The sequence below is a fragment of the Rossellomorea pakistanensis genome (assembly GCF_016908495.1).
Taxonomy (GTDB): Bacteria; Bacillota; Bacilli; order Bacillales; family Bacillaceae_B; genus Rossellomorea; species Rossellomorea pakistanensis.
The window spans coordinates 63,124-75,528 of the sequence record NZ_JAFBDZ010000005.1 but is presented as its reverse complement, the minus strand read 5'-3'; the positions used below and the strand labels follow the sequence as shown (position 1 = coordinate 75,528).

Genomic DNA, 12,405 nt, shown 5'->3' with positions numbered 1-12,405 from the left:
TCAATTCGATTTAATAGTGTGTGTAAAAAAATAAATGTAGTTTTTTTGTAAAGGGATTCTTTGATACACCTGCCTGCACATGAAATACATGCTTCAATGTTTCCTCTGTCAGTACTTGTTCTGGTGTCCCTTTCATATAGAGAGACCCCTCTTTCATGACAAGTATTTCATTACAATAAGCAGCTGCTAAATTTAAATCATGCAGGGCTGCTACAATCGTAATAGGAAGATCCTTCACTAAATCCATTAATTGATATTGATGTTCGATATCAAGGTGATTGGTTGGTTCATCTAAGATCAAAATGTTTGCCTGCTGAGCAAGTGCGCGTGCGAGCATAACCCGTTTCTTTTCACCGCCTGATAACTGACTGAAAGGGCGGTTTTCTAAGTACAGCACATTTGCAAGCCGCATACTTTCTTCGACAATGGCAAAATCCTCCTTGTTTTCGTTTGCCAGCCATTTTTTGTACGGCGTTCTCCCCATCATCACAATATCTTTCACGGTAAATTCAAAGAGTACGGGGGTTTCCTGACTCACAACGGCGATTTCCTGAGCAAGCTTTTTTTTGGGGATAAGATGAATATCTTTTTCATATAACGTCACTGCACCGCTCGTTTGTTTTAAATGACGATAAATAATTTTTAACATGGTCGATTTTCCGCTTCCATTCGGTCCAATGATGCCAACAAATTTTCCTTGCTCAATGGAAAAGGTAATATGGTTTAAAATTTGCTTATCCAGCATAGAAAAGGACATATTTTTGACTTGCAGCATCCTTATTCACCGTCCCCAAAAGAATAACGTTTGCGTCTAAGCATCCAAATAAAGAATGGGCTGCCGCAAATAGCTGTAATAATCCCGATTGGCATTTCCTCAGGTGCCAGAACAATACGAGCAGCCATATCCGCCCAAACTAAGAAAATGGCACCGATTAATGCACTAATCGGCAGAACCAGTTTGTAATTTGAACCAACCATCATCCGCACAATGTGAGGAATAATTAATCCGACAAAGCCAATACTTCCGCTGACCGCGACCACAACACCTGTCAGAAGCGATACAAAGAGGATGATAAAGATTCGAAATCGATCCAGGTCTACGCCAAGAGTAGCGGCGGTTTCTTCACCAAGCAGCAGAGCATTAAGCTGGCGATAGTTCATAAGCAGCAGAATAAATACGAGCAGCAGCGAAAAAAATGGGACCGCCAGATTTGACCACTTCGCACCTGCCAAACTGCCGAGCATCCAATGCATGACCGCTTGAATGCCGCCTTGCTGCTTAGACATCATCAGCATAAAATTGGTCATTGCGGATAACACCATCGAAATCGCAATCCCTGCCAAAAGTAACCGAATGACAGAAATGCGTCCATTGACGCGCGCTAGTAAAAACACGATCACGACCGCAAAAATGGCCCCTAGGAAAGCGGCAAGGGATATGGCATAGACCCCTAGTACACTAAATGCACCAAGTAAAATGACCGATGCTGCCCCAACTGAGGCACCTGACGATACCCCTAAAATGTATGGGTCTGCAATCGAATTCTTTACTAATGCTTGAATGGCTGCACCGCAAATCGATAGGGCAGCTCCTACAATGGAGGCAAGTACTATACGAGGGAATCGTATATCCCAAATAATGATGGTTTGTGCTTTTGAAGCATCTGTTTCTATTAATATACCAAGCTTGGAGAATAGTACTTCCCAGATCAGGCGCGGTGTTATTTCAACAGAGCCTACCATCACCGCAAAAGTCATAGAAGCAAGCAATCCCCCAATTAATACCCCTATCAGTAATGTAAAACGAGTCTTAGTCATATACTCTTTACTGGATCCCAGCTAATGATGGCAGCATAAAATGGATGTCGGTACACATATTGACCGTCCTCCATTACAATGAAGTGTTTGAGTGAGGCTTTCACATGGGCCATATCAAACTCGGGTGATAAGATTTTTTTGCTTTGTGCTTCATATAGTTGTTCCAATGTTTCATAACGATAGATACGCTCTAGCTTAAGCAGTTCACAATCTGCATATATGCCTAACTGATACAGCATATTGACGATCATCATATAATCACGGCGTGGATATTTAATGTCATAACCAAACCGCTCATCTAAAATAACATAATGCGGCTGAATAGGTCCTGTTGTTAAGCCAATGATGGCACGCTTTTTGGCAAGCCTGTTCATTTTTTTTAGCGCAGCATTCATTTCATACATACGATAAAAGCAATTCACCCCTATAACAACATCATGCTGCTCGATTTGTGCTTCTTCCCATTTACTATGAACAAACTGAACAGATGCATCGCTATCAAAATATTGTTTTAAATACGCAAGCACACATTCAGAGCCATCAACTAATGTTAACCTTTTTACATCTTCACTGAGCGGGAATGTATAGTTGCCCCATCCCGGTCCAATCTCAATACAGCTTGAATGTTGCGGAATATGCTCTTTCACTTTTTCGTAAATTTCTTTCGCATAATCATCTGTTTCCTTATCTATTTTTTTCTTCATAGACTGTGCCCAAAATGCTTCTTCCAGCTCATCATCGACCATGCGTTCTGGCATCTTCCCATGCCAATCTAACATTCCTTCTTTCCACAGCTTTTCAAAATCAATTTGTAAAGGGGGTCCTTTTATCATTGAATCTTCTCCTCGGGTATCCACAACATAAATGGACAACCCGTTTTTTGTATTTGTGACAGTTGCCCATACTGCATACACATTTTTGTAAATGCTGTTTGGTCAGTCTAATATCGTGCCATGTACAAACTTCCTTATAGCCAAGTTGTTTTTTCTGCAAATGGTGTACGCTTTTTCACGGAAGTGATTTCTTCTGCAGGGTAACCAATGCATAACGTCCCTACTAATTGCTCGCTATCCGATGCATCAATAAAAGTATGCAATTCTGTATCATGTACTAAGCCAACACCACGTGTACGCCATACCATGCCTAATCCTAACTGTTCGGCCATTAACCACATCGACATAATGGCACTGCTGACTGCAAAGGTATTATCTTTTGTTGCCCCTTCATCTCCATCGACAATGGCAGAGGTCACCACAATGATAAGCGGGGTTTTTGTAATAGCTTTCAATGAACTTTCCACTAGATGAGGTTTAGTTGGGAAGCGTTTTTGTAAATAATCGAGTGCCACTTGCTCATAACGTTTTAGGCTGTCACCCTGTAATACATAGAAATGCCAGGGTTCACGCATACGGTCATTTGGTGCATACGTTGCTGCTTCTAATAACGTCTCAATTTTTTCACGTTCCACTTCGCGCGGATCAAATTGGCGAATCGCACGGCGTTGTTTTAATGTATCTAACATAGTTCATGCTCCTTTTCTATAAACCAGGCAATTTGATTCCGAACACTGACCACATCACCCACCAAAATCATTGCTGGATTAGAGATACGATGTTCTTGAATATCTTGTGCAATCGTTGAGAGATTGCCTGTAATCGTACGCTGTTTTTTTGTTGTGCCCCATTCAATGACGGCAACAGGGGTTGTTTCACTTTTACCATAGGTTATTAAGCTTGTCGTGATATGGGCGATATTGCCTACCCCCATATAAAAGGCCACCGTATCAATTTGTGCAAGCGCAGACCAATTTAGAAAGTCTTGCTCCTTATCCGGGCTGCCATGACCTGTAACAATCGCAAAGCTTGCAGCATGGTCACGATGTGTCACAGGAATCCCTGCATACGCAGGCGCGGCAATTCCTGCTGTAATACCAGGCACGATTTCAAAGGGAATATCGGCTTTTCGTAAAATCTCGGCTTCCTCTGCGCCACGTCCAAAGACAAATGGGTCGCCGCCTTTTAAGCGAAGTACTTGCTTGCCAAGACTGGCTTGTTCCACTAGCACACGATGAATTTCATCCTGAATCAGTCCATGCCTTCCTGGTTCTTTTCCACAATAAATCAGCTCGGTACCAGCTTTCGCATGGGATAATAATTCAATGTTTACTAGACGGTCATATAAAATCACATCTGCTTGCTGAATGCACTCCAACCCGCGAATCGTCAATAGTTTAGGGTCACCAGGACCAGCTCCTACAATATATACAAATCCGCTCACCGTTTTTCTCCTATACGCTGCTCCAGCCAGGCTTCACATTTTTGCTTTTCACCTTGCTCCATCCACTGTAATATCTGTGGATCTAGCAGCTCAGCTAGTAGTTGTTTTTTCAAATCACCGGTAAAAACTTTTAAAATTTTCTGACGTGCTTCCTTTAAAAAAGCCACATACTGCGTGTAATGCTCTCCGTATTGCTCTGCTAAGTCTATCTTTACTTGGCGTGTTAGACCTGGACTTGCTCCTGACGTCGATACGGTCACAACGAAATCCCCCCGGCGAACAACTGCCGGGTTGATAAAATCAACTCGTCCTTTTGCATCCGCACGACTGAGTAATTGCCAATGCTGTGCCGCTTCTTCCACTGCATTGTTTACTCCTTCGTCGTTTGTAACGGCGAAAATCAGGGCTGCATCATCTAAATCAGCCGGTTCAAAGGCTTTGTCTTTCCAAGTCACAAGCCCTTCATTGATATAGTGCTGCAATGTTTCCGTTACCTCTGGGCTTATCACTGTCACTAGCGCTTTTGTAGTCAGCAGCGCTTCCACCTTCTGACGTGCTACATGCCCGCCCCCAACAACGACAACCTTTTTATAGTCAATATTCATTAATAGTGGGAAATAATTCATTGTCTACCTCCAAACATGCTGTCAGCCAATTTTTTACAAGCTGGGGATACGAAGCAAAATGAAAGTGGGCATAGCCCGCTACAAGATTTTCAGCTAAATACCCCTCTTGCCGAGCACGAAAACGGCCTTTACTAAAATAGGCTGGGGATGCATGCTCCCCTTCATACGTTGAGTAATGGAATTCATGCCCTTTTGCCTGCTCGTCTTCATTAATTAGGAAGTTGCCAGGGACACCTGTCATTTCCCTGTAGCCTAATGCCACTAATTTATCTTGCATCCGCACACGTCCAGGAATCACCCCGAGCATCGGGAATACCTGTCCTTGACGATTCACCATTTCCTTCGTTAAATACATAAAACCGCCGCATTCTGCTAATGTTGGCAGTCCCCTCATAAGCGCGTCCCGTATTGATTGCTTCGCTGCCTCATTTTTCGCCAATGCTTCAGCAAACTCTTCCGGGAAACCGCCGCCGATATACAGCCCCTGCGCTTTTACTGGTACTTCCTCATTTTGTAATGGAGAGAAGTAATGCAATGTTGCACCGTATGCACTCAGTAATTCTAAATTTTCTTCATAGTAGAAGTTAAAGGCGGCATCCCTGGCAACGGCTATATGTACTTCTTGCCTTTGCGGCTGTGCATCAAAAATAGATGCAGCAACGTCCAATGATTGTGTTTTTGTCATTTCCAGCAGCTGTTCCATATCCACTGTTTCTTCAATCGCTGCTGCAAGACTATCAAAATATGAATCTAAATCACCGCGTTCAATGGCTGGCACTAAACCCAGATGGCGACTTGGCATCTTAGGTACAGCTCCTTTTGGCAGATAGCCAATGACCGGAATTCCACATTCTTGTTCAATCGCAGATTTGACAATTTCAAAATGGCTTTTACTTCCTAATTGATTGGCAATAACACCCACAATGTTAGAGTTTCCATCCAACAACTGAAACCCTTTGACAATCGCTGCTGCACTTCTTGCCATACTTGCCGCATTGACAATTAGAATGACTGGACTTTTTGTAATCTCACTAATATGGGCTGCAGATCCTTCATTTGATAATGGGGATTTGCCATCATAAAAGCCCATCACCCCCTCAATAATAGCTGCATCTGCATCTTGGCTGGCTCTTGCGACAATGGCACGGACTGTATCATGGTCCATCATGAAACTATCAATATTACGAGAAGGGCGTTTGGTGACAGCTGTATGATACGTTGGGTCTATATAGTCCGGGCCGCATTTAAAGCCTTGGACGTTTAAACCACGCTTCATAAGCGCTCGCATGATACCGATGGTGAAAGTTGTTTTTCCAACACCGCTCCCAGTACCAGCTAGGATAAAACGATTCATTGTGCTTCCACCTCATAGTTGACACGTGTAATGGAAATGGTCACATTTCCGCTTTTCTTTTTCTCCAGCAATAATTCCTTCGCATTCGCATAACGCATTGCGGCCGGCTCACTCACACCATACGCACCTGTATATTTAAATACGGTTTCTGACGGATTTTGCATTGGGATTTCATTCAGCTGTTCAGGTGTGTAAGTAACAAACGGCCAGTTATATTTAGCTGTTAATTCAAGCAAGCCTGTCTCGTTTTTCTTTAAATTGATGGATGCAACTGCTTTGACACTTTTTTTGCTTAAACTCAGCTCCGCTAATGCTTCATCTATAACTTGTTCAATTTCTGCTATTGCCGTACCACGATTACAGCCAATGCCAAGTACAATTGACTTCGGACGATATACAACTCCGTTCTCGAGCAGCACCTCTTCATGCGGCTCCATTATACGATCTGTAATGAGCAGTGCCGCTTGTGGCTTTGCCATGATTGCTTCATCTATTGATGGATACATTTTCAAATGGTCCGGAATTGGACGATCGTACATCCACCAATTTTTTTCCCCCGTTTCCTGCACAATCGCAACATGCTCTTCATTGACAACAGAAGCACTAACAGGTGTTAATTTTTCTTCGCTATCCCACATCCATCCAAATTGAGCGCCAAATAAATCCACAGGAATCGTTTTTTGAACATCTGATGCGGTTGTCACAACGGGTGCAGCACCAATCGCTTTTGCGAATTCATGGGTTAAAGCATTGGCACCGCCAATATGACCTGATAATACGCTGACAACATACTGACCTTTATCATCCACTACTAACACGGCAGGGTCTTTCTTTTTATCCATCAAAAGTGGAGCAATCATGCGAACGACAGCTCCGAGGGAAATGATGCAGATGATTCCTTTATACTGCTGGAACAAAGCGGGCAATAATAGGCGAACCGAACCATCAAATAACTGAATGTTACGTGCTTCTTCGTCGCCCTGCTCGAATTTCTTCATATAATACAGGTCCGCATACGGGAATTTTTCCGCATAGCTCCTTGCATGTACCACCCCATGTTTAGTAATAGCGACGAGGGCATATGGTCTGCGCTTTTCGATTACAGGAATTTCACCTTCATGTAAACTAATCATTCGCCTTCACTCCTTTGCGGAAGCCATGAGTAAAGGTTTTGTCATATAGCTTCGAACGATAGTTTTTTTCATGGATATGCGGGTCTAATGCCCAGCCTGCTAGAATCATCGCATGCTTGCGAATGCCATTGACACGCATCGCTTCATCTAATTCAGCCAGTGTTGTGCGGACAACTTTTTGATCCGGCCACGAAGCTCGCTGCACAACGGCAACTGGTGTGTCGTTTGCCCAGCCTGCTGCCTGCAATTCTTTCGTGATTTTCTTTGTTAATGTTGCACTTAAAAACATGGCAATCGTACAGTGATGGCTTGCCAGTGCCTGTAATTTTTCACGCTCTGGAACAGGTGTACGCCCTTCAGCCCGAGTTAAAATAAGCGTTTGCGTTAAATCTGGAATCGTCAGCTCCGCTCCAACTGCTGCTGCAGATGCAAAAACAGAACTTACACCTGGAACCACTTCACAGCTGATATCATGCTGCTTCAGGAGTGCCACTTGTTCCATCGTTGCCCCGTACATGGCCGGATCGCCTGTATGTAAACGTACAACCGTTTTGCCTGCATTGACACGCTCGACGATGCAATCCACCATTTCCTGCAGATGCATCCCAGCTGTACGGATAATTTCTGCCGACTCCTTCGCTTCCGCTACTAACGTATCACTAACGAGCGAATCGGTATACATCACAACATCGGCTTCCTTTAATAGCTTTAAACCTTTCACTGTAATTAAATCCGGATCTCCAGGACCTGCTCCGATAATCGAAATTTTCTTCATTATTTCCGCACCACCATACATGACAAGTAATTTAATTCTGCCCCCCGAAGTTCATTGACCTTCCAAATCACCTCTTCGTCAGATGTAACTTTTGTAACAACATGTGTACTTTCTAATAATTTCATTTCCTCTAGCAGATCGAGCATTGCGTCTAATACTTTGGCTACTTTGATAAAGACGATTGCATCGTGGGTTTCAATCACCCGGCGCATCTCCTCCATATCCTCCGTAGCAGGAATCATAGCCACATGGTCATCACCATCAGCCAACGCAATCCCTAAGCGATTTACAGAACCATTAAAAGACGAAATGCCCGCGACCGTTTCAACCGGGACATCTGGGTGGATTGATTTCATTAAGTTCATTAAATGAATAAATGTGCTGAACAGCATCGGATCCCCTTCTGTCACAAAAGCTACATCTTTCCCTTGAACTAAATAGCTATAAATAGCTTCCGCTGATTTTGTCCACTCAGTACGCAGGGTATCTTCATCTTTTGTCATAGGGAATACTAAACCAAGCATCTCTTTTTCAGCAGGGTTAATATACACTTCAACAATACGATGGGCATACGATTTACTGCCCTTTAATTTTTTCGGATAAGCAATGACCGGGCTTTCTTGTAATCTGCGAAATGCTTTTACCGTGATTAATTCTGGATCTCCCGGACCTACACCTAATCCATATAAAGTTCCTATTTTCATGATTCTTTTCCTTTCTTTGCTGTCAAAATAAAGACTGGATTTAACGGAACAAAGCGCGTTAAATTTAAGATTGGCTTACTTTTTGAAATCTGTGCTTGTATGATGGATACTTCACAGCCTAATGTTTTTAAATGCTGCAAGGCTTCTGTCAGATTTTCGATCGTCGCAATGTTCATAACAAGGCGGCCACCTGGCTGTAAGCGTGATATACAGGTTTGCAATAAATACTCCATATTTCCACCGCTGCCGCCAATAAAAATGGCATGCGGGTCTGGAAATTCGTCTAAACGGTCAGGTGCCTTCCCTAGAACGGCAACAAAATCTGTACGATGTTTTAATTGATTTTCCAAGCAGTTTTTAAGGTCGCCCTCATTTTTTTCGATTGCATACACTGCACCTTCTCGAGCCATTTTCGCTGCTTCAATGGCAACTGAACCCGTGCAGGTTCCAATATCCCAAACAATGCTATTTTTTTTCAGCCCTAGCTCTTGTAAACAAAGGGTTCGAATTTCTTTTTTAGTAATTAATCCTTTATCTGGCTTTCGCTGAAGAAAGGCATCATCCGGAATTCCAATAGGGGTGCGTTCGACCAACAATCTTTGCTTTAAAATCACAACATTTAAAGGAAAAAATGAGGCTTGCTCCATTTCGTCTATTGTGAAAAAGCGGCAGCGTTCGTTTTCACCTTGTAAATTTTCAGCAACAAAGGCATCATATTCTGTCATGCCGAAACGCTTTAAATACTTTGCAATTGCCTGGGGAGAATTCGTTTCATCCGTTAAAACAGCCACTTTTTTACGTCCATCAATTCTTTGTGCCAAACCTTTCATAGATCGGCCGTGCAAACTGACAACATATGCATCCTGCCAGCTTTCCTGCATTCTAGAAAAAGCGAGCTGTACAGAGCTGATATAAGGATAAATCTCTAATGGAAGCTTTTTCGCAAGTACACTGCCAAGTCCATAAAACAGTGGATCACCAGATACTAAAATAACGACATTACGTGTTTCTTGCTGTAATTCAGCTGTTAACGCTGACAAACCACCTTTGATTACTTTTTTCTCTTTTTTAAACTCTTGGAAAAAACGCAAATGACGTTCCCCGCCTACAAGTACATCACTTTCATAAATCCACTCTATATATTGGGGGAGCAATCCTTTCGGGCCATTATCCCCGATACCAATCATCTTCATCCAATTTGTCAATATTCTCAGCCTTTCCTAAACAATCTCCATTCATAGCATACAAGGTTGTTGACACTTTCATGTCAGTGTTTAGGTGATTCAGTGCATAGTAGCAGCAATTTTTACATAGTGCTGCAAAGAATTCATCGTTTCCCTGAAGCATTTCACCAACCTGTGAAGCTGTATTCGCCTGTAAAATTTCTCGCTGCGTTTCTTCCTTAACACCTACTTTATTTGCAATGCCTGCTAAAAACTCAAAGCTAACAGGTGCGCTTTTGGAGTGAACCATCATAACGCCTTGTGCCACTTTTGAAAACTTTCCCATCATCCCTACTAGCGAGACCATTGGAATTTTCTTTCTTGCCATATTTTTTAGCGTAAAACCGACAAAGTCGCCCATCTCTATAAAGGCTTCCTCTGGTAAATGAGGATACTGCTGCATGGCAAATCTTTCACTGCGTCCCCCCGTGGTAATCACTAAATGCTCACATCCTGCTTCTTTTGCAACATTGATTGCTTGAACAATACTTGCCATATAAGCAGAACTTGAAAATGGCACCACTGTTCCTCGTGTACCTAATATGGAAATTCCTCCAATAATGCCTAGTCGCCCATTCAAGGTTTTTTTAGCAATCTCTTCCCCATCCGGTACGGAGATGATCACTTCAATTCCACAATCCAAATTAAATTTTTCTATAGCCTCTTGTACAACACCAGATATCATTTTACGCGGCACAGGGTTTATCGCAGCTTGACCTGCAGGTACAGGAAGCCCCGCTTTAGTCACTCGCCCTACCCCAATCCCGCCATCTAAATGGATGCCTTCTTCTTTTACATAACGAACCGTACTTTGAATTCTTGCTTGATGTGTAGCATCCGGATCGTCCCCGGCATCTTTGATCGTTTCGCACATGACCCGGTCATCTGATACTTCAAAAGTCGTTACTTTAAAGGTTGCATACTGGCCAACCGGCAAATATATCGTGACTTCCTTTGGTACCTGTCCCATCACAAGAGCCTGCAGTGCTGCCTTTGTCATCGCAGTTGCACAAGACCCTGTCGTGTAGCCATGACGCATTTGTGAAGGGTCTTTTTTATTTCGTTTCTTTTGCTCGCTCATCTGCCATAATCGAAATGGCATTAAGTGCTGCTACCGTCACTGTACTGCCACCCTTTCTTCCTGTGTTCGTAATAAATGGGATTCCTTCAAGAACGGATAACTCTGCTTTCGATTCTGCTGCTGAAACAAAGCCAACTGGCATTCCAATAATTAGGTCAGGTTTTGCAGCCCCTTCTTTAATTAAACGAATTAATTCCAACAACGCGGTTGGTGCATTACCAATGGCATATATCCCTCCTTCATGTAAACGCGATGCTTTTTGCATAGAAATAATCGCTCGTGTTGTTCCTTGAGCCTTCGCTTCCTTTGAAACATCTTCATCGGCAATAAAACAATGCAAGTCCCCGCCATGCTTTTGGAATCGCTTACGGCCAGATCCGCTTTCAATCATTTGTACATCTGCCACTACATGACGACCCGCTAAAATGGATTTAACCCCTGCTTCAATAGCATCAGGTGTAAAAATCATGCTCCGTCCTAACTCAAAATCTGCTGAGGCATGAATGACCCGCCGAACAACCAGCCATTGCTCATCTGTAAATGAATGTTCGCCCATCTCTTCTTTAATAATGTTGAAACTGTGATCATAAATTTTGTCTGGATCTACCGTTACCGGTGTGAATGTTGTATTAAAGTTCATGTTTGCCATGAATAAATCCCCCCCAAAGTTTTAGTCACTTCTTCGAAAGAAGTACAAAAATTTTCATATTCAATCGCTGGTCGTTTTATTAAGAGAACAGGTATCCCTAATTGCAGAGCAGCTGACATTTTTTCATCCATAGATCCCACTTTGCCGCTTTCTTTTGTAATCATTAACGTCACATTATATTGCTCATATAGTGCTTTGTTTAATGATTCCGAAAATGGGCCTTGGATCGCAATAATGTCCTTTTGTTTAATGCCTAACTGATTGCACTTCTCCATATTCCCGATATTTGGAAGCATCCTGCAAATAAGCCGGATTTCATCACGCATTAAATAGTTCGTAAATCGTTCTAATGTTTTGCTTCCTGTTGTCAGCATGATTGTTCCTTTATGAGATTGAGCTGATTTTGCCGCCTCTTCATAACTTTCCACTTCTGTAATAAGCGGAGAATGAAACTGTTCTTTTGGTCTTTCATAACGAATATATGGAATATCACATGCTTTTGCTGCTGCCATTGCGGTTTTCGAAGCTTCTTCCGCATATGGATGGCTGGCGTCGATTACACAGGTCATCTTTTGCTTCTGAATAAGTGCCATCATGTCATCCACTGATAACCGCCCCACTTGATAAGGAATATGCTGGGCTTTTAAACTTTCGGCTGCAGATTCTGTGACAACTGTGGCTAATAATGGATAGCCTTGATTTAGCAATTTAATGGCTAATGCTCTCGCATCACTTGTGCCTGCCAAAAATAAAATCATGTATACC

General features: G+C 42.7%; 14 protein-coding genes. All 14 read right to left on the bottom strand.

Translation table 11 applies throughout. From position 1 onward, the window contains the following. Positions 1-10: 10 nt before the first annotated feature. Entirely contained in the window at positions 11-775 is a 765-nt protein-coding gene (locus JOC86_RS20395) for an ABC transporter ATP-binding protein (protein WP_205174802.1), read from the bottom strand. A 2-nt stretch (positions 776-777) separates the two neighbouring features. Further along, positions 778-1,818, bottom strand: coding sequence for a FecCD family ABC transporter permease (locus JOC86_RS20390; RefSeq protein ID WP_205174801.1), 1,041 nt, complete (start codon positions 1,816-1,818; stop codon positions 778-780). Beyond that, positions 1,815-2,651, bottom strand: coding sequence for a class I SAM-dependent methyltransferase (locus JOC86_RS20385; protein ID WP_205174800.1), 837 nt, complete (start codon positions 2,649-2,651; stop codon positions 1,815-1,817). The genes JOC86_RS20390 and JOC86_RS20385 overlap by 4 nt, the downstream gene beginning before the upstream one ends. A gap of 134 nt (positions 2,652-2,785) precedes the next feature. Next, entirely contained in the window at positions 2,786-3,340 is a 555-nt protein-coding gene (locus JOC86_RS20380) for a nitroreductase family protein (RefSeq protein ID WP_205174799.1), read from the bottom strand. Further along, positions 3,334-4,095: a uroporphyrinogen-III C-methyltransferase gene (gene cobA, locus JOC86_RS20375; protein WP_205174798.1), complete on the bottom strand. Its 762-nt coding sequence runs from the start codon at positions 4,093-4,095 to the stop codon at positions 3,334-3,336. Before cobA ends, JOC86_RS20380 begins: the two co-directional genes overlap by 7 nt. Further along, positions 4,092-4,721 carry a precorrin-2 dehydrogenase/sirohydrochlorin ferrochelatase family protein gene (locus JOC86_RS20370; RefSeq protein WP_205174797.1) on the bottom strand — a complete coding sequence of 210 codons (630 nt, stop codon included), beginning with the start codon at positions 4,719-4,721 and terminating at the stop codon, positions 4,092-4,094. Before JOC86_RS20370 ends, cobA begins: the two co-directional genes overlap by 4 nt. Beyond that, positions 4,690-6,075 carry a cobyrinic acid a,c-diamide synthase CobB gene (locus JOC86_RS20365; protein WP_205174796.1) on the bottom strand — a complete coding sequence of 462 codons (1,386 nt, stop codon included), beginning with the start codon at positions 6,073-6,075 and terminating at the stop codon, positions 4,690-4,692. The genes JOC86_RS20370 and JOC86_RS20365 overlap by 32 nt, the downstream gene beginning before the upstream one ends. After that, positions 6,072-7,208, bottom strand: a complete 1,137-nt coding sequence (locus tag JOC86_RS20360; protein ID WP_205174795.1) for a cobalt-precorrin 5A hydrolase — start codon at positions 7,206-7,208, stop codon at positions 6,072-6,074. Before JOC86_RS20360 ends, JOC86_RS20365 begins: the two co-directional genes overlap by 4 nt. Continuing rightward, positions 7,201-7,983, bottom strand: a complete 783-nt coding sequence (cobM, locus tag JOC86_RS20355) for a precorrin-4 C(11)-methyltransferase (protein ID WP_205174794.1) — start codon at positions 7,981-7,983, stop codon at positions 7,201-7,203. Before cobM ends, JOC86_RS20360 begins: the two co-directional genes overlap by 8 nt. Further along, positions 7,983-8,687: a precorrin-2 C(20)-methyltransferase gene (gene cobI, locus JOC86_RS20350; protein WP_205174793.1), complete on the bottom strand. Its 705-nt coding sequence runs from the start codon at positions 8,685-8,687 to the stop codon at positions 7,983-7,985. Before cobI ends, cobM begins: the two co-directional genes overlap by 1 nt. Continuing rightward, on the bottom strand, positions 8,684-9,880 hold the full coding sequence (cbiE, locus tag JOC86_RS20345; RefSeq protein ID WP_205174792.1) for a precorrin-6y C5,15-methyltransferase (decarboxylating) subunit CbiE: 1,197 nt from the start codon (positions 9,878-9,880) through the stop codon (positions 8,684-8,686). The genes cobI and cbiE overlap by 4 nt, the downstream gene beginning before the upstream one ends. Continuing rightward, positions 9,855-10,991, bottom strand: coding sequence for a cobalt-precorrin-5B (C(1))-methyltransferase (locus JOC86_RS20340; protein WP_205174977.1), 1,137 nt, complete (start codon positions 10,989-10,991; stop codon positions 9,855-9,857). Before JOC86_RS20340 ends, cbiE begins: the two co-directional genes overlap by 26 nt. Next, positions 10,966-11,640, bottom strand: a complete 675-nt coding sequence (locus tag JOC86_RS20335) for a precorrin-8X methylmutase (RefSeq protein ID WP_205174791.1) — start codon at positions 11,638-11,640, stop codon at positions 10,966-10,968. Before JOC86_RS20335 ends, JOC86_RS20340 begins: the two co-directional genes overlap by 26 nt. Next, entirely contained in the window at positions 11,628-12,398 is a 771-nt protein-coding gene (cobK, locus tag JOC86_RS20330) for a precorrin-6A reductase (protein ID WP_205174790.1), read from the bottom strand. Before cobK ends, JOC86_RS20335 begins: the two co-directional genes overlap by 13 nt. Positions 12,399-12,405 lie beyond the last annotated feature (7 nt).